Annotated in this window: 13 protein-coding genes; 2 read left to right on the top strand and 11 right to left on the bottom strand. The window is 74.7% G+C overall.

Annotated elements, in window-relative coordinates; all coding sequences use genetic code 11:
- Positions 1-3: 3 nt before the first annotated feature.
- Positions 4-2,127 carry a dipeptide ABC transporter ATP-binding protein gene (locus tag BD833_RS03130; RefSeq protein ID WP_166531693.1) on the bottom strand — a complete coding sequence of 708 codons (2,124 nt, stop codon included), beginning with the start codon at positions 2,125-2,127 and terminating at the stop codon, positions 4-6.
- A gap of 391 nt (positions 2,128-2,518) precedes the next feature.
- Between BD833_RS03130 and BD833_RS03125 the strand changes: the two genes are divergently transcribed.
- The gene (locus BD833_RS03125; protein ID WP_166531692.1) at positions 2,519-3,925 is read left to right on the top strand and encodes an amidase; all 1,407 of its coding nucleotides are present in this window, start codon (positions 2,519-2,521) and stop codon (positions 3,923-3,925) included.
- Positions 3,926-4,003: 78 nt separating this feature from the next.
- On the opposite strand, the gene BD833_RS03120 is transcribed toward BD833_RS03125, so the two are convergent.
- From BD833_RS03120 to BD833_RS03080, 9 genes are all read right to left on the bottom strand, one after another.
- Positions 4,004-6,301: a penicillin acylase family protein gene (locus tag BD833_RS03120; protein WP_166531691.1), complete on the bottom strand. Its 2,298-nt coding sequence runs from the start codon at positions 6,299-6,301 to the stop codon at positions 4,004-4,006.
- Positions 6,298-7,299 (bottom strand): carbohydrate kinase family protein, encoded by a 1,002-nt coding sequence (locus tag BD833_RS03115; RefSeq protein ID WP_166531690.1) that lies wholly within the window; start codon positions 7,297-7,299, stop codon positions 6,298-6,300. Before BD833_RS03115 ends, BD833_RS03120 begins: the two co-directional genes overlap by 4 nt.
- A gap of 56 nt (positions 7,300-7,355) precedes the next feature.
- The gene (locus BD833_RS03110) at positions 7,356-8,330 is read right to left on the bottom strand and encodes a cyclase family protein (protein WP_166531689.1); all 975 of its coding nucleotides are present in this window, start codon (positions 8,328-8,330) and stop codon (positions 7,356-7,358) included.
- The gene (locus BD833_RS03105) at positions 8,327-8,998 is read right to left on the bottom strand and encodes a class II aldolase/adducin family protein (RefSeq protein ID WP_166531688.1); all 672 of its coding nucleotides are present in this window, start codon (positions 8,996-8,998) and stop codon (positions 8,327-8,329) included. Before BD833_RS03105 ends, BD833_RS03110 begins: the two co-directional genes overlap by 4 nt.
- Positions 8,999-9,119: 121 nt before the next feature.
- Positions 9,120-10,361 carry an aminotransferase class III-fold pyridoxal phosphate-dependent enzyme gene (locus BD833_RS03100; protein ID WP_166531687.1) on the bottom strand — a complete coding sequence of 414 codons (1,242 nt, stop codon included), beginning with the start codon at positions 10,359-10,361 and terminating at the stop codon, positions 9,120-9,122.
- The gene (locus BD833_RS03095; RefSeq protein WP_166531686.1) at positions 10,358-11,377 is read right to left on the bottom strand and encodes a transketolase family protein; all 1,020 of its coding nucleotides are present in this window, start codon (positions 11,375-11,377) and stop codon (positions 10,358-10,360) included. Before BD833_RS03095 ends, BD833_RS03100 begins: the two co-directional genes overlap by 4 nt.
- Positions 11,374-12,252, bottom strand: a complete 879-nt coding sequence (locus BD833_RS03090; protein ID WP_166531685.1) for a transketolase — start codon at positions 12,250-12,252, stop codon at positions 11,374-11,376. Before BD833_RS03090 ends, BD833_RS03095 begins: the two co-directional genes overlap by 4 nt.
- A 122-nt stretch (positions 12,253-12,374) precedes the next feature.
- The gene (gene ald / locus BD833_RS03085) at positions 12,375-13,499 is read right to left on the bottom strand and encodes an alanine dehydrogenase (RefSeq protein ID WP_166531684.1); all 1,125 of its coding nucleotides are present in this window, start codon (positions 13,497-13,499) and stop codon (positions 12,375-12,377) included.
- Between the two features lie 135 nt (positions 13,500-13,634).
- Positions 13,635-15,062 carry an amidase gene (locus tag BD833_RS03080; protein WP_166531683.1) on the bottom strand — a complete coding sequence of 476 codons (1,428 nt, stop codon included), beginning with the start codon at positions 15,060-15,062 and terminating at the stop codon, positions 13,635-13,637.
- 162 nt (positions 15,063-15,224) lie between these two features.
- On the opposite strand from BD833_RS03080, the gene BD833_RS03075 reads away from it, so the two are divergent.
- Positions 15,225-16,457, top strand: a complete 1,233-nt coding sequence (locus BD833_RS03075) for a pyridoxal phosphate-dependent decarboxylase family protein (RefSeq protein WP_166531682.1) — start codon at positions 15,225-15,227, stop codon at positions 16,455-16,457.
- Positions 16,458-16,481: 24 nt separating this feature from the next.
- Here BD833_RS03075 and BD833_RS03070 read toward each other — a convergent pair whose 3' ends face one another.
- The gene (locus BD833_RS03070; RefSeq protein ID WP_166531681.1) at positions 16,482-18,068 is read right to left on the bottom strand and encodes a gamma-glutamyltransferase family protein; all 1,587 of its coding nucleotides are present in this window, start codon (positions 18,066-18,068) and stop codon (positions 16,482-16,484) included.
- Positions 18,069-18,072: the final 4 nt, after the last annotated feature.

Below are 18,072 nucleotides of genomic sequence, written 5' to 3'. Positions count from 1 at the left end.
GGATCAGTTGAGCGGGAAGTGGCAGGCCGCGAACTGGCCCGGCTGCCGCTCGGTGAGCTCGGGGGACTCGACGTCGCACCGCTCCTGGCGCCGGGGGCACCGGTCCCGGAAGCGGCAGCCCTGCGTCCGGTCGACGAGGGCGGTCTCGGAGTCCAGGCCGAGGGCCTGCGGGTGCGCCGTGTCCGGCGTCCGGCGCCGGGGGTTGTGCGGATCGGGGTTCGCCTGCAGCAGCACCTGCGTGTACGGGTGCGCGGGCGCACGGACGAGCGTCGCGGCGTCGGCGATCTCCACCAGCGCGCCCAGGTACATGACCCCGATCCGGTCGGCGACCGACAGCACCAGGCTCAGGTTGTGGGTGATGAACACGTAGGTGAGGCCCAGCTCGCGCTGCAGCCGGCGCAGGACGTTGACGATCTGGCCCTGCACCGACACGTCGAGCGCGGACGTCGGCTCGTCCGCCACCACGAGCCGCGGGTCGCAGGCGATCGCCCGCGCGATGGCGACGCGCTGGCGCTGCCCGCCGGAGAGCTCCGAGGGCATCTTGGAGAAGTAGGCCAGGGGCAGGCCGACGGTCTCGAGCAGCTCCTTGGCGCGGGCCTCGAGCGCCTCGCCGCGGACGTCGGTCAGGGACCGGAGCGGCTCGCTCACCGAGCGGCCGATGGTCTGCCGGGGGTCCAGCGAGCCGGTGGTGTCCTGGAACACGATCTGCACGTCCCGCCGGAAGCTGCGGACCCGCTTGCGGCCCTTGAGCTGCTCCACCGAGACGTCACCGACGCTGATCGATCCGCTGGTCGGCGCCTCGAGCTTGGCGATGAGCCGGCCGAGGGTGCTCTTCCCGGACCCGCTCTCGCCCACCAGGCCGAAGAACTCGCCCTTGGCGATCGACACCGACGCGTTGTCGACGGCGAGCACGCCACCGCTCGCGCGGCGGGATCCCAGCGACTCGCTACGGGCGCTGGCGGCGTAGCGCTTGGACACCGCGTCGAGGACCAGGTAGGGCTCCGCTCCCCCCGAGGGCGCCACCAGGGCGTCGGCGAAGCGCGCGGACTCCCCGGCATCCTGCGGCTGGAGCGCGGGCTCGGGGTGCCAGCAGGCGGCCAGTCGCTCGCCGGGCGGGAAGGCGGCGGCCGGAGGGGCGGCCGCGGCGCCGACGCCGACCGCCACCGGCACGGGGGTGAGCGCGGGCTCGACCGACGTGCACCGGTCGGAGGCGTTGTGGCACCGGGGGGCGAACCGGCAGCCCGGCAGGTGCATGCCCGGGTGCGGCACCGAGCCGGGGATGGTCTTCAGTTCCTTCTGCGCGATCAGGCCGACCCGCGGTACGCACTCCAGCAGGGCCCGGGTGTAGGGGTGGCGCGGGCTCGCCAGGATTTCCTGCACGGGGCCGATCTCCACGAGCCGCCCGGAGTACATGACCGCCACCCGGTCGGCGATCTCGGCCGCGACGCCCATGTCGTGGGTGATCAGGATGCAGGCCATCCCGCGCTCGCGCTGCAGCCGCACCAGCAGCGTGAGGATCTCGGCCTGGATGGTGACGTCGAGCGCGGTCGTCGGCTCGTCCGCGATCAGGAGCTCGGGGTCGCACATGAGGGCCATGGCGATCATGGCCCGCTGCTGCATGCCGCCGGAGAGCTGGTGCGGGTACTTCCCCATGCAGCCGACGGGGTCGGGGATGCCGACCTGCCGCAGGAGGTCGACCGCCTTTGCGCGGGCGGCCTCGACGAGGCCCCGCCGGCCGGACCCGGCGGACTCGCCGAGTTCCCCGGGGTGCTGCTGGACGGCCTCGATCAGCTGGGCGCCGATCACCTTCGTCGGGTTCAGCGCCTCCATCGCCTCCTGGAAGATCATGGCGATCTTGCGGCCGCGGAGCCCCGCCATGGTCTCCTGGCTGGCCGCGACGAGGTCCTCGCCGTCCAGGAGCGCCTCCCCGGTCTGGGAGGCCGGCGCGGTGAACTCCAGCAGCCGCATCAGCGAGAGCGCGGCCACCGTCTTGCCGCTTCCGGACTCCCCGACGATGCACAGGAACTCCCCCCGCTCCACGGAGAAGGAGAGCTCGCGGACGAGCGAGATCGGGGCTTCCTCGCCGTCGAGGTCGACGGTGAAGTCGGCAACGTCTAGCAGCGACACGGTGGTCCTTCCTCGCGGGGGACAGCACCCCGCCTGCTGTGAGGAAGTTCATCTCCAGCAGGTGTGGGATGTCGGTCATCTTGTAGCGAGCGGCCGAAATAAGGAAGAGCGTCGGCCAAGAAATCTGCGGGCACCACGACGCCCCGACCAGCACTCGGAGCGGCGGACGAGTCGGCTGGTTGCCTTTAGGGCACGGGGCGAAGCGAGCCCTTCTCGCCGGTGCCGCGCCCTGCTAGTCTCGCCGCCACGGGGCCGCCGTCGGCGGTTTGTTTTAGTACGAACGTCCGATCTGCGCCTCGTGTCAGCGATCCCGCCAGAACGCGGTCGCCCCTCCGGTCCGCAGGCCTGGCCCCAACCACCTGTGCCCTCCGAGAAGGACGTGGACCTGCGCATGAGCCACAACGACCTGCTCTTCGTCCCGGCGACGCGGGCCGCGGCCCTGATCCGGGCCAAGGAACTCTCCCCCGTCGAGTACGTGGACGCCGTCCTCGACGCGATCGACACCGGCGACGCGGACGTCAACGCGTTCGCGACCGTCACCGCCGAGTCGGCCCGGGCGGCGGCCCGCCGCGCCGAGCAGGCGGTGATCGACGGGGCCGAGCTCGGCCCGCTGCACGGCGTGCCGGTCAACATCAAGGACCTGTTCGCCACGGCGGGGGTCCGGACCGCCTACGGGTCCGTGGTCTACGCCGACAACGTGCCCGACCACGACGACGTCCTGGTGCAGCGGCTGGACTCCGCCGGGGCGATCATGGTCGGGAAGTCGACGACTCCCGAGTTCGGCCACAAGGGCGTGACCGACAGTCCCGTGTTCGGGGTGACCCGCAACCCCTGGGACCTCTCGCGCGCGGCCGGCGGCTCCAGCGGCGGAGCCGCGGCGGCGGTGGCCGCCGGGTTCGGCCCGCTCGGCCTGGGCACGGACGGCGCCGGCTCGATCAGGATCCCGGCGGGCGCGTGCGGCGTGGTCGGGCTGAAGCCGACCACGGGCGCGGTGCCCTACGAGCAGGCCAGCGACGTGTTCGCCAACTACGCGGCGGCGGGCCCGCTGACCCGCACGGTCGCCGACGCGGCGCTGATGATGGAGTGCCTGACCGGCCCGACGCCGATCGACCCGTGGACGCTCGGCGGCGGCCGGCCGCGCCGCCTGCCCCAGCTCACCGGGAACGACCTCTCGGGGGTCCGCATCGGCTACGTCCCCCGGATGGCGAACACCTCGGTCGCCGAGGACGTGCAGGACCGGACCGCCGCGACGCTCGCCGCGCTGGCGGACCTGGGCGCGCAGGTCGACGAGGTCGGGAGCGGCCTGGACTGGAGCCCCGAGGCCGCCCGCGTCCTCTACTTCGCCCACCAGTTCGTCGCCTACGGCCCTTTCCGGGACGAGTACGGCGACCGGCTGGACCCCACGCTGATCGACTTCATCGAGAAGGGCAGCGTGTACACGGTGCGCGACTACCGGCTGGCGGGGCTGGCGCGCAGCGCCCTGTACCGGAGCGTGCAGGCGCTGTTCGAGCAGGTGGACTTCCTCGTCACGCCGACCCTGCCGACCACCGCGCCGGCGGCGGTGGACAGCGCGGACAGCCGGGAACCGCGGCTGATGAACGGCTGGAACGCCTACCTCTACCCGTTCAACCTGACCGGGCACCCCGCGGCGTCGGTGCCCTCCGGGTTCGGCGACGACGGCCTCCCGACCGGCCTGCAGATCGTCGGGCCGTGGTGGGCGGACGCCGACGTGCTCCGACTCGGCGCCGTGGTGGAGAGCGTCCGGCCGTGGGCGCAGCACCGCCCACCGGCGCGCTGACCCGCTGCCTCCGGCGTCCCGACCACCGCCCCCGGTCGGGACGCCGGGGCGCCGGCCTCCCACGGCGCGACGGCCGGGCTAACCCGCCGCCGGCCGCTCGTCGGCCGCCGGGCGGAGCAGGCGGAGCTCGCCGACCGCCGCGATGGTCGTCCAGTCGTACCGCATGGGGACCAGCTCCCCGGCCGCCCAGGTGCGGTGCTGGTCGAGGTAGTGGGCGTCGTCCGGATCGCCGGAGGCCCCGGTGAGCACCACCCACGCGCTGTTGTCCCAGGCGCCCACGTCGAAGACGTACCGCGCCACGGCCCCGTAGACCGCGCGCGTGCCGGACGCCGACAGGCAGCCGTTGGCCAGCACGGTGTCGTTGTCGCCGCCCACCGGCGCTCCGGCCGGGGCGAGCCGGTCGGCGGCGCCGGGGAGCACGCCGGACAGCGGGTGGACCATCGTGGCCCGGTGCCGCTCCGCCCAGGGCCCGGCGTCCCCGGCGTCCGCCGTGCGCCGCAGCGCCTCGCCGACCGCCTGGTCCCAGGTCCACCCGCCCAGGAGCGTGGTGTCGTCCGCGCGCAGGAGCCCGGGCAGCGCCCACCAGAGCTGGTTGCGGACGTCCACCCCGGGCGGCAGCGCGACCACCAGCGGATCGGCCGCCGCCGGACCCAGCCCCGACCGCTCGGTCAGCACCTCGGCCAGGGCCCAGCGGAACGACGTGTAGGCGGCCGCGGCGACGGAATCCGGGTCCAGCCGCGCGTCCCAGCCGACGACGAGGTCGCGGAGCCCGGCGCACCGGTCGTCCGGCGCGTCGGCGGCCGCGAGCGCCCGCTGGAACACCGGAGCGCTCAGGCTGAGCACGTCGCCGTGGATGGCCCGCATGTCCTCGGTGGTGGCCGCGGGGAGGTCGGCCAGCCGCTGCTCGACCCGGCGGGCGCGGTAGGGGGGATGGCAGTCGGTCATCAGGTAGTGCCCGTCGGCCGAGTCGGCGACCACCCGGTTGTTGGCCGTGACGAGGTAGCCCCGGGCGGGGTCCGCGGTCCGCGGCATGGCCTCGAACGGGATCATCCCGTCCCACTCGTGCTCGCCGGTCCAGCCCGGGACGGGGAGCCAGCCGTTGAGCCGCGGCCGGGCGGGGACGACGGCGCGCACGAGGTGGCCGATGCCGCCGGAGGTGTCCGCCGCGACGAGGTTGTGGTCGATCAGCCCCCAGCCCCGGCACGCGTCGAAGAGCTCGTCACAGGTGCGCGACCGGAGCATCGGCAGCAGGCAGTCGAACGACCGGTCGGTCTCGGCGAACTGCATCGACCGCAGCGTGAGGGCGGTGCCGCTCGCGGGATCGCCGGCGACGACCGGCCCGTGGTGGGTCTCCACCACCTGCACGTCCACCGGGTCGCCCCCCTCGACGAGGATCCGCTCGGAGCGGGTGCTGGTCGGCTGCCAGCCGTCCCGGAACCGGTACCGGGAGGCGTCGGGGGAGAACTGCTCGACGAACAGGTCGTGGATGTCGGCGAAGGCGTGGGTCACCGACCAGGCCACGGAGCCGTTGTGCGCGAAGTGCGGAAAGGCCGGCACTCCCGGGACGGTCAGGCCGATGGCGTCGAACCGGTCGCACGCCAGGTGGGCCTGGGTGTACATCCCCGGCATCTCGAACGCGCGGTGCGGGTCGCCGGCGAGCAGCGGCCGGCCGGTCGCCGTCCGTGTCCCGGACACCGCCCAGTTGTTGCTCCCGCCGCCGGTGGCGTCCGCGCCCGCCAGCCCGGCCAGGGCCTCGAGGGCGGGGGCCAGCTCCTTGAGCGTGGCGACCCAGCGCTGCGCGTCCGCGCCGGGCGGGATGCACAGCCGGTCGGTGCCGCCGTCGTCGTACCGGAGCAGGCCGACGCGGTCGGGCCCGATCGCCCGCACGGCCGCGGCCCGCCACAGCTTGAACCAGACCGACCCCATGAGGTAGCCCCGCTGGCGCATCGCGGCGATGCTGTGCCACGGCTCCCATGGCTCGGGCTCGACCCCCAGCAGCCCGTATTCCTCCGGCAGCCGGTCCAGGCCGGCGAGGTGGGCGTTCACCCCGGCCGCGTAGGCGCCGAGCATCGCCTGCGTCTCGTCGTTCGCGACGTCGAGATCTCGCCGGCAGGCCGCCGTCACCCCCAGCCGGCGCGCCAGGGCATCGGCCGGCACCCCCGCCGGCCCCACCCACTCGGCCCAGCGCCCCTCCATCCGCCGCCGGGCGGCGTCCATCTGGAACAGCCGGTCCTGGGCGTGGACGTAGCCCTGGGCGAAGAAGAGGTCGTCCGACGACCGCGCGCGCAGGTGCGGGATCCCCCACTCGTCGCGGAAGACTTCGACGGCGTCGGCCAGGCCGGCCAGGTGGACCGCGCTCCCGGGACCGCTGCTCATGACTGCTCCGCTTCTCGTGCGGGCCGGTGGTCGGCGAGGAAGGCGAGGGTGGAGTCCAGGTCCCGCAGGCCGGCGTCGGAGCCCAGGCCACCCGCGGTGAGCGTGCCCGAGGCGATGCCGAGCCCCGCGGCCTCGCGCAGCGGCCAGCCGAGGGAGAGCCCGCGGATGACGCCGGCGCAGAAGGCGTCGCCGCAGCCGGTGGAGTCCACGACCTCGCCGGGGATCGCCGGCAGGGCGAACTCGCCGTCCGCGCTGACCGCGAAGCACCCCTCGGCGTCCATCTTGACGATCACCGCGCCCGGCCCGAGGTCGAGGATGGCCCGGGCGCCGTCGTAGGGCGAGGAGAGGCCGGTCAGCAGCGCGACCTCGTCGCGGTTGGGCATGAACACGTCGACGTGCCGCAGGGACGCGGCGAACAGCTGCAGCGCGTCGGGGCGCTTGACGCCCAGGCAGTCGGCCGTCGTGATCGCACCGTGCGACCGGGCGAAGGCGAGCAGCTCGCAGGACGGCTCGCCGTCGAGCCCGGGCAGCGCGGACACCCCGCCGTAGTGCAGGACGTCGACGCGGGCGAGGGCGTCCCACGGCAGGTCGTCCCGGCACAGCTCGGCGTTCGCGCCGCGCACGTGCCAGGCGGGACGCACCCCCGCGCTGCTGATCGGCAGCATCGTGGCCGAGGTCGGCACCCCGGGCTTGACCACCAGGCCGCTGACGTCGACGCCCTCCTGCCGCAGCAGGGTCTGCACGAAGGCCCCCACGTTGTCCTGCCCGACGGCCCCCACCGCGAGCACGTCGGCGCCGAGCCGGGCGAGGTCGACCGCCGTCCCGCCGGCCGTGCCGGCCACGGTCATCCGGATCTCGTCGATGATCAGCGACCGCTGGGTCGTGGGCAGCTCGTCGATCGTCCGGCCCAGCACGTCCAGGATGTAGATCCCGACGCAGGCGACCCGCGGCGGCGCGCCACCCGGGTCCGGCGTCGGGCTCACGGCGTCAGCGGGCATGCCCGCCCCCTCACTTGGTCGCCAGTCACTTGGTCGCCGGCTACGTGATCCGCCGGTCACTTGATCGCCAGGGCGTTCGCCGGGGAGCCGATGCCGCCGGGCACGTTGACCGGCGCGCTGCACAGCAGGAACTCGTACCGCCCGTCCGCGGCACAGTCCTCGGCGAGGTCGTCCAGCTGCCAGAGCTCGCCGATCGCCAGGCCGAACTGGCCGATGAGGATGCGGTGCAGGTAACCGAACGGAGCGGCCTCGGGGCGGGGGTCCGGCGGCCACACCTCCAGCCCCGGCGCATCGCCGGCGACCGCGGCCGCGCCGCTGTCCCACACGTAGCGCGCCATCGCCTCGGTGTGCTCGATGCCCGCGGCGCGGAGCCCTCCGGGCCGCGACATCGCCAGCCGCGCGGCCTCGTCCTGGCGCTGGTACCACTCGACGAAGCCGGTGCGGATCAGCACGACGTCACCCGGGTGGAACTCCAGTCCCGCCTCGCGGCGGGCCAGCTCGAGGTCCGCCACCGTCACCGCGGTGCTGGACCCGGGGTCGAGCGGCCGCCCGGCCGCCGCGAGCGCCCGCGAGACGTCGAGGAGGATCCCCCGGCCGGCGATGCCGCGCTCAGCCCACGCCTCGATGCCGTTGCGCTCCCCCCGGGCGATCTCCGCCCCGGAGACCCCCTGGTAGAAGACGTCGGGCCGGTACCCCTCGTGCGACAGCGCGTCCCACTGGCTCGACGCCTGGGGGTAGTAGTTGTCGTAGACGTCGTCGAAGGCCGCGCCACCGGCGATCGGGAGCCGGGTGTGGCGGAGCCGGCCCCGGCCGAACAGCGGCGGGGTGAACAGGTCGTGCGGCGCGTTCAGCGGGAAGACCGCGCCCCTCACCACCGCCCGGGCCGCCGCCGCGACGGCCTCGGCCGACTGCAGGTTGACCCGCCCCACGGCGTCCCCCGGGCCGAACACCCCCCACCCGACCGGTGCGCCGGCGGCGTCCCGGGGCAGGTCGTCGTACGCGGGGGTCCCGCGCGCGCCGGGGCCGCTCATCGGCCGGCGGCCTGCGCCGCGCCGTACCGGCGGCGGGCGGACTCCGAGGCCACCTCGCCGAGCTCCTCCGCGCTGAGGATCCGTGGCGGGCCGAGCCCGAGCGCGGCGAGGTAGACGTCGGCCAGCCACTCGACGAGCTGGGCCCGCTCGTAGGCCTCGGCGAGGTCGGGGCCGTACGCGATGGCGCCGTGGTTCTGCAGGATCACCGCCGTGCGGTCGGCGAGCCCCTCCAGGGCGACCCGCGCCAGCGCGTCGGAGCCGAAGCGCTCGTAGGGCGCGACCCGGATGGTCGGGCCGCCACCGGCGCGCAGCACGCAGTAGTGCACCGCCGGCACCTCGTCCACCACCGTCGACGCCGCGACGGCCCGCGGTGAGTGCGTGTGCACGATCGCGGCCGCGTCCGTGTCCCGGTAGACGGACAGGTGCATCGGCGTCTCCGCCGAGAGCCTCCCCTGCCCGCCGACCTGCTCCCCGTCGAGGGTCACGAAGCAGATCGACTCGGGGGTGATCTCCTCGTAGCGGATCTGCGACGGCGTCACCGCGACGACGTCGCCCAGGCGCACGCTCAGGTTGCCGGCCGGGCCCACCGCCAGCCCGTCCGGGGCCAGCCGCCGCCCGTACTCGATCAGGTCGGCGGCGGCCGCACGTCGTTCGGAGTCGGGGATCATCGCTGCTCGCCATCCTCGTGCCGGGGCTCTCGGGCACCCGGGGATCGGGACGCCCGCCTGCATCTCGGTTCGGTCGCGCCGGAGCCGGGCGGCCCGTTCCCGCCCGGCCTCCCCCGCCGGGTCAGCCCACGAGGCGGCTGAGCTCGGCGAAGGCGTCGTCGGTCCGCTCCAGCGCCTGGTCGACGTCCTCCGGGGTGTGGGCGGCGCTGACGAACCAGTTGTGCACCGGGTGCAGGTACACGCCCCGCTTGACCGCCTCGTTCGTCCAGATCCGGGCCAGCGTGGAGTCCGCGGTGTCGTCCGCGAAGCGCATCAGCGGCATCTGGACCGGCCCGGTCTGCCGCACGGCGAAGCCGTGGGCCGCCGCCTGGATGGCCAGCCCGTCGCGCAGCCGCCGGCCCGCGTCGGCCATCCGCGCCAGCGCGTCGGTGTCCCGCAGCTGGGTCAGCGTGGCGATCGACGCCGCCATGGACACCGCCGAGTACCAGAACGACCCGGTGATGTAGATGCCCGTCGCGCCCTGGCGCAGGCTGTCCCGGCCGGTGATCGCCGCGAGCGAGTACCCGTTGGCGATGGCCTTGGACCAGGCGGCGAGGTCCGGCTGGACGCCGAGCGGCTCCCAGCTCCCGCCGAGGTCCAGGCGGAAGCCGCACCGCACGTCGTCGAGGATCATGACCGCGCCGGTGCGGTCGCAGATCGTCCGGATGGCGCGGGCGAACTCGACGGTGGCCATCTCCTGGTCGCGCGCGAGCTCCTGGCGCACCGGCGCGATGATGATGCCGGCCAGGTCGTTCCCGGCCTCGGCGACGGCGGCCTCCAGCGACGCGACGTCGTTGTACTCGAAGTACCCCAGGTGCGCCCGGTCCTCGGGCAGCACCCCGCCGGCCCGGGGCGTGCACCACGGGATCGCGCCGTGGTAGCCGCCGGTGGCGATGAGGATCTTCCGCCGCCCGGTCGAGGCCCGGGCGATCGTGACGCAGGCGGTCGTGGCGTCGGTGCCGTTCTTCGCCAGCATGGCCCAGTCCGCGTGCGGGACCACCTCGACCAGCAGCTCCGCCAGGTCGACCATCACCGGCGAGGGGCCGTCGAGAAGGTCCCCGGTGTCCAGCTGGGCGCGGACCGCGGCCTCGACGGCCGGGTCCTTCCGCCCGAGGACGACCGGCCCCCAGCCGCACATGAAGTCGATGTACTCGTTCCCGTCGGCGTCCCACAGCCGGCTGCCCTCGCCGGCCGTGAAGAACTGCGGGAAGGCGTCGGGCATGCCCGCCACGTTCATGTGCCCGTACATGCCACCGGGGATCACCGAGCCGGCCCGTGCGCGGAGGGCGGCATCCGCCGTGCGGGCGGCGAGGACCTGCGTCATCTCATCAACTCTTTCGCTTGGGTGGCGATGCCGGTCGCATCGAGCTGGTAGTGCGCGTAGAGGGCTGCGGGTGGGCCGAGGATCACGTGCTCGTCGGGTACTCCCAGGCGCTTGAACCGGGACCCGGAGACGCCGGCTTCGAAGAGCGTCTCCGCGACCGCCGTCCCGAGGCCGTTGGTGACGTTGTGCTCCTCCACGGTGAGCACCGCGCCGGTCGCCGCCGCGGAGGCGACGACCTCGTCCTTGTCCAGCGGGCTGACCGTGAACATGTCGACGACGCGGGTGGAGTAGCCGTCGTCGGCCAGCAGGGCGGCGGCGTCGAGCGCCGGGCGGACGGTCGAGCCCGTGGCGAGGATCGTGAGGTCGCTGCCCTCGCGCAGCCGGATCGAGCGGCCGAAGACGATCTCCGGGACGGTGGGGTAGACCTCCGGATCGCGTCCGCGCCCGAGCCGGATGTACATCGCGCCGGGGTGGTCCATCGACGCGCGCAGCACGGCCCGCAGGTGGTTCTCGTCCGTGGCGCACACGACGGTGAGGTCGGCGATCGTCCGCATGATGCCGAGGTCCTCGAGGCTGTGGTGACTGGTGCCGTAGAAGCCCATCGACATGCCGGAGTGGTGTCCGACGACGCGGACCGGCATCCGCGGGTACGCGCAGTCGGTGCGGATCTGCTCGCAGCCCAGCAGCGCGGCGAACGAGGCGAAGGTCGCCGCGAAGGGGACGTACCCGCACGAGGCCATGCCCGCGGCCGCGGTGATCATGTTCTTCTCGGCGATCCCCACGTTGACGAACCGCTCGGGGTGCCGCCCCTGGAAGTCCACGGCCCGGTTCGAGCGGGCCAGGTCGGCGGTGAGCACCGCGACGCGGGGGTCCCGGTCGGCGATGTCGGCCAGCTCGTCGCCGAAGACGAAGGCGGTCGTCCCGCGCCGGTCGTTGCCGTCGGCCGACCGCGCGTCCTTGAGCGCGGTGTCCGCCGTCCCGTTGAAGATCTCCGACTGGTCCTGCCACTCGCTCATCGGGGGGTCCCGCCGTCCGAGAGGCCGGCCGACAGCTCCGCGACGACGTCGTCGTAGTCGGCCCCGACCAGGTTCCCGACGTGCCAGTCGGGGCTCAGCTCCATCCGGCGCACGCCCCGGCCCTTGACCGTGTCGGCGATGATGCACTGCGGCCGGCCCCGGTCGGCGTCCGGCAGGCTCGCGAAGGCGGCCAGGATGCCGGGCAGGTCGTGCCCGTCGATGCGCCGGGTCTCCCAGCCGAACGACTCGAACCGCGCGGCGATCGGCTCCACCGTCATGACGTCCTTCGTGAAGCCGTCGATGCCGAGCTGGTTCACGTCCACCACCGCCCGCAGCCGCCCGAGCCCGTAGTGCCCGGCCGACATGGCCGCCTCCCAGATCTGGCCCTCCGCCAGCTCCCCGTCGCCGAGCATCACCCAGGTGCGGTAGTCCGCCCCCGACATCCGGCCGGCCATCGCCATGCCGAAGCCGACGGAGAGCCCGTGCCCGAGGGAGCCGGAGCTGAAGTCGATGCCGGGGATCTTCTTCATGTCCGGGTGGTCACCGAACGCGCTGCCCAGCCGCGTGTAGTCGTCCAGCAGGGCCGGCTCGAAGAACCCGAGGTCGGCCAGGACCGGGTAGAGGCCGATCGCGGCGTGCCCCTTGCTCAGCACGAAGCGGTCGCGGCCGGGGTCGCGCGGGTTGCGCGGATCCACCCGCAGCTCGGAGTAGTACAGCGCGGCCAGGAGCTCCGCGGCGGAGAAGACGGCGGAGTAGTGGCCCGCCCCGGCGATCCGGCTCAGCCGCACCGTCTCGAGCCGGATGAACATCGCCTTCTGCGCGAGCGATTCGGGGCTCGCGGCGGCCGTCGCCGGCCGGACCGTGCTGAGACTCATGGCTCGTTCCTTCGGTCGCCCGCACCGGGGTGCGGGATCGAGGTGACTATATTGGCCGGGCGTCCGGTATATCAAGGGTTCAGCGTGCCGGTACGGGGTCGCGTGACCGCGCCCGCGTGGCGCTAGGAGGACGCGCCGGGCAGCACCGCACCGAGCTCGGCGACGGGCAGGGCGTGGGCCTCGGCGACGGTCCCGGCCACCAGGGCGCCGGCGACGGTGCTGACCCCCGCGGCCAGTTCCGGGTCCTCCACCACCGCCCGGCGGGTGCCCTTGTCGGCGAGGGCGAGGACGTAGCGCAGGGTCGCGTTCGTCAGCGCACGGGTGGACGTCGACGGGACCGACCCCGGCATGTTGGCGACGCAGTAGAAGAGCGAGCCGTGCACGGGGTAGGTGGGGTCGGCGTGCGTCGTCGGCCGGGAGTCCTCAAAGCAGCCGCCCTGGTCGATCGAGATGTCCACCAGCACGCTGCCGGGCTTCATGCCGGCCACCTGGGCGTTGTCCACCAGGCGTGGCGCGCGGGCTCCGGGCACCAGTACCGCGCCGATGACCAGGTCGGCCCCGGCGACGGCCCGGGCGATCTCGTAGGCGTTGGAGCTCGTCGTCCGCACCCGCCCGCGGTACAGCGCGTCGGCCGCCCGGAGGCGGTCGGCGTCCAGATCGAGCAACTCGACGTCGGCGTGCATGCCCACCGCGATGGAGGTGGCGTTCAGGCCGGAGACGCCCGCGCCGATCACCACCACCTTCGCGGGCGCGACGCCGGGCACCCCACCCATGAGGACGCCCGCCCCGCCGCTGTGCCGCATCAGGTGGTAGGCGCCGACCTGGGCCGCCAGCCGCCCGGCCACCTCGGACATCGGCGCCAGCAGCGGCAGGGAGCGGTCGGCACGCTGCACGGTCTCGTAGGCGATCGAGTCGATCCCCGAGTCCAGCAGGGCCTCGGTGCAGGCGCGGGAGGCCGCGAGGTGGAGGAACGTGAAGAGCGTCTGCCCGCGGCGCATCCGGGAGTACTCGGACGCCACCGGCTCCTTGACCTTCAGCACCAGCTCGGACTGCGCCCACACGTCGTCGGCGTCGTGGATCTTCGCCCCCGCGCCGAGGTACTCCTCGTCGGCCAGCCCGGAGCCCACCCCCGCGCCGGTCTCCACGTGCACGTCGTGGCCGCGGGCCACGAGCTCGTGGGCACCGGCCGGCGTGAGGGCCACGCGGAACTCGTTGTCCTTGACTTCCTTGGGAACTCCGACTCTCAACGGGACTCCTCGTGCACCGGGGAAGGAGCTGGCGAGCGGTCGGCATCCGCGGCGACCGGTGCGGGTTTTATATCACTCGTCCGGAATAATCACCAGGGTCTGACGGGCGCCGGGAGCCGGCACCCGCCCGGGCGGTCAGAGCTCCGGACGACGCGCTCCCGCGGGGTTCGCCAGCTCGAACGAGGCCGCGACGCGGAGCAGCTCCACCTCGCCGTACGGGCGCCCGACCAGCTGGATGCCGACGGGCAGCCCGGCCGCGGTGAAGCCGCAGGGCAGGGAGATCGCCGGGAGCCCGGTGAGGGTGATGTACCAGCACGACCGCATCCACGTCAGGTAGTGCTCCTGCGGCTGACCGGCCACCTCGTGCGGCCAGTCCCAGTCGACGGGGAACGGCGGCAGCTGCACGGTGGGCATGGCCAGCACGTCGACGCGGTCCAGCGCCGCGAGCACCCGCGCCCGGACCGCCGACTGCTCCTGGACCGCCCGGTACAGCCCCTCGGCGGTGACCCGGAAGCCGTCCTCGACGTTGGTCCGCAGGTTCGCGCCGAGGACGTCGGCGTGCTCCCGGTACATCCCGCCGAACCGGCCCGCGACGCTCCACGCCCGGATGGTGGAGAAGGCGACGTCCGCACCGCGGAAGTCCGCCGCCCAGTCCACGACCGAGGCGCCCAGGCGCTCGAACGCGGTCCGTCCGTCCCGCTCCAGGACGGCGGTGACCTCCGGGTCGACCGGCAGGCCGCCCAGGTCGGGCGTCCACCCGACGCGGAGACCGGGCATGCGGTCCCGGGCCGGCTCGTCGGCGAGGGCGAGGAACTCCTCACCGGTCCCGGGCACCGAGTTCGGGTCCGCGGGGTCGAACCCGCTCAGGACGCCGTGCAGCAGGGCGGTGTCCCGCACGGTGCGGCCCAGCGGGCCCAGCACGGCGAGGTCGGGCCAGCTCCCCCGCTCCACGGGAGCCTGCGTGACCCGCCCGGGCGGGGGGCGCAGGCCCACCACGTTGCAGAACGACGCGGGGTTGCGGAGGGAGCCGCCCATGTCCCCGCCGTCCGCGAGGCTGACCATCCCGGCCGCCAGCGCCGCTGCGGCCCCACCCGAGGAGCCCCCGGCGCTGCGGTCGGGGGCGTAGGGGTTGCCGGTGCTGCCGAACACCTGGTTGACGGTGTGCGAGCCGAGCCCGAACTCGGGGACGTTGGTCTTGCCGACCCGGACGGCCCCCGCCCGCGCCATGCGCGCGGCGGCGTGCGCGTCCGCCGCCGGGACGTGGTCGGCGAACAGCCGGCACCCCCACGTGGTGCGCATGCCGCCGGTGGCCAGCAGGTCCTTGTGCGCCATCACGAGCCCGTGCAGCGGGCGCAGCTCCCGGCGGTGCGCGAAGGCCTCGTCCGCGGCGGCCGCCTGCCGGCGTGCACCCTCCGGATCGAGGGTCACGACGGCGTTGAGCACCGGGTTCACCTGCTCGATGCGCGCCAGCGAGTTCTCCAGCAGCTCCCGCGCGGAGAGCTCGCCGGAGCGGAGGAGCGACCGCTGCTCGACCGCGGGCAGGTGGCACAGCTCGACGTCCACGATCGCCTCCGGGTCGGGTGGAGGCGAACCTAGCCGCCCCGTCAACGCCGCCGGTCCGGAGCGATCGGGCGACCGGCACCGCGCCGACGTGCGGTTCCTCCCCTAGCGTGGGCGCGCGGAGTGCGGCGACGCACGGCCCCGGCCGACGACGGAGGCACCACCATGGCAGCGTTCCCGGCATCGGGCACCGACGCGTCCGAGGTCCTCGGGCGGATCGAGCAGCTCCAGCACGAGGACATCGGCTGGCGGGACGGACGCGCCTTCGCCTACGTCTACCACGCCGGCGAGGCGCTGGAGGAGCTCCTCCAGGACGCCTACCTGGCCGGCTTCTCGACCAACGGCCTGAGCCCCGCCGCGTTCCCGAGCCTCGGCCGCATGGAGCGGGACGTGCTGGAGATGGTCGGCGACCTGCTCGGCTGCCCGGCGCCCGCCGGGAGCATGACCTCCGGCGGGTCGGAGAGCATCCTGCTGGCGGTCAAGACGGCCCGGGACGCGCTGCTGGCCAGCCGCCCCGAGGTCGCCCGGCCGCGGGTCGTCCTGCCGGTGTCGGCGCACCCCGCGTTCAGCAAGGCCGCGCACCTGCTGGGCATGACCACCACCCGGGTGCCGGTGGACCCGGCCGGCCTGCGGGCCGACCCGGAGCGGATGCACCGGGCCGTGGCCGACGACACCGCGCTGCTCGTGGCCTCCGCCCCCTCCTATCCCCACGGGGTCGTCGACCCGGTGGCGGACCTGGCCGCGGTCGCCGGCGACCACGACGTGCCCCTGCACGTGGACGCGTGCGTCGGCGGCATGCTCCTGCCGTTCGTGCGGGACCTGGGCCGCCCGGTCCCCGCCTTCGACTTCACCGTCGCCGGTGTCTCGTCCATGTCCGTGGACCTGCACAAGTTCGGCTACGCGGCCAAGGGCGCGTCCCTCGTGCTGTACCGGGACCCGTCCTACTTCGCCCACCAGCCCTTCGTCTTCGACGACTGGTCGGGCGGGCACTACGCGGCGCCGAACGTGGCGGGCACCCGGCCGGGCGGGGCCATCGCCGCCGCGTGGGCCGCGCTCACGCACCTGGGCCGGAAGGGTTACCAGGACCTGACCCGGCGGGCCCTGGCGGCCACCGATGAGATCCGTGCCGGGATCGAGCGGATCCCCGGGCTGCAGGTCCTCGGCGCCCCCGACGCCAGCCTCCTGGCGTTCGGCTCGGCCGGGCCCTCGCTCCCGGCGATCGTGAAGGACATGCGCCGCCGCGGGTGGGCCATGGGTCTCCAGGGGCCGCCCGAGTCGATCCACCTGACCGTCACCGCGGGGCACGAGCGGGTGGTCGACGCGCTGCTGGCCGATCTCCGGTCGGCGTGCTCGGCCGAGGACACCGCCCCGGCCGAGCGGGCGCCCGGCTACACCTGAGCCGCCCCTGCCCGCCGGGAGAGCTCAGCCGGCCGAGCAGGCGCCGACCAGCGCCCGCGGGTCGGCCGCGCCGCGGGCCGGGCCGTCCAGCGGGAGCTCGATGAGGTGGGCGTGCCCGAACCCCACCAGGTCCCGGCCCGCCGTCTCGACCTCGTGGCCGCGCTGCTCCAGGCCCGCCCGCCAGGAGGCGGGGGCGTGCTCCTCGATGCGGACCCGGTGCGTGTCGGGACGCTCCCACACGTTGAAGCCGGTCCCCTCGTCCACCGCCAGGACCCAGCGCGGAGCGCTGAGCAGGGTGCCCGGGTCCTGCCCGGCGACGAGCAGCCGGGCCAGCATCTGGAGCAGGACCTGGGTCTGCGAGTCCCCGCCCATCGTGCCGAGCACCGCCCGCAGGGACCCGTCGGGACGGGTCACCAGTGCGGGAGCCAGCGTGTGCGGCGGGCGCCGGCCCGGCCGGTACTCGGCCGGGTGCCCGTCCTCGAGGCTGAACCCGAGGCCGCGGTTGTGCAGGAGCACGCCCGTGCCCGGGACCGCCACGTGGCAGCCGAACCCCTTGGCGTTGGACTGGATCAGGCTGACGCCCATGCCGTCGGCGTCGGTCGCGCACAGGTAGATGGTGCCGCCGGCGCGGTAGCGGTCACCCAGCCGCGCCGGACGCTCGGGGTCGAACATCGCGGCGCGCTCGTCCAGCCGGCCGGCGGCGATCAGCGCGGCGCCGTCCGCGCCGTCGAAGAGGCGCTGCGGCCGGTCGAACCCGGCCAGCCGCGCGGCCTCCACGGTGGCGTGGGCCCAGGCGCCGTCGTCGGGGTCCGCGGGCAGCCCGAGCCGCTCGGCGATGCCCGCGCCGGCCAGCCCGAGGTAGCCCTGCGAGTTCGGCGGGACGGTCCAGACGCGGTGCCCCCAGACGTCCAGGGCCAGGCCGTCCACCCACTCGGCCTGCGACCGGGCCAGGTCCTCGGGGAGGTACTCCCCGGCCCCCACCTCCAGGAGCCGCTCCCCGAACTCTCCGCCGTAGAAGCCGTCGCGCCCCTCGGCGGCGACGGCGCGCAGCATCCGCGCGGGCCCCGGCCGCAGCAGGAGGTCTCCCTCGGCGACCCCGGACCGCACCAGCTCGTCGCACCCGGTCACGCCGGCCAGCCGGGGCAGTGCGGCGGCGAGGAGCGGCGACGTCGGGAAGCCGGCCTCCGCCAGCTCGACCGCCGGCGCCAGGACGTCGGCGAGGGGCAGCCGGCCGAGCCGGCCGTGCAGGGTGACCCAGCCGTCCACGCACCCCGGCACCGGCGCGCTCCGCACGTCGGCCACCAGAGGCATGGTGCGGTGCCCCTCCGCGCGCATCCGGTCCGGGTCGGCCCCGCTCCCGGCCCGGCCCGAGGAGTTGAGCACCAGCGGCTCCGCCGAACCGGTCCCGGGGCCGCCGACCAGCGCGAACAGGTCCCCGCCCAGCCCGCACATGTGCGGCGCGGTGACCGCCAGCGCCGCGCTGGTCGCGATCGCCGCGTCCACCGCGTTCCCACCGGCCCGCAGCACCGCCGTCCCGGCCTCGGAGGCCAGCCGGTCGATGCTGCACACCAGCCCGTCCGTGCCGGGAACCGTCTCGGTCTTCCAGGACATGGGT

Origin of the sequence: Blastococcus xanthinilyticus, assembly GCF_008124835.1 — a bacterium.
Lineage (GTDB): Bacteria > Actinomycetota > Actinomycetes > Mycobacteriales > Geodermatophilaceae > Blastococcus > Blastococcus xanthinilyticus.
Note: the sequence above shows the minus strand (reverse complement) of the source record. Positions and strands in the feature narration are given on the sequence as shown.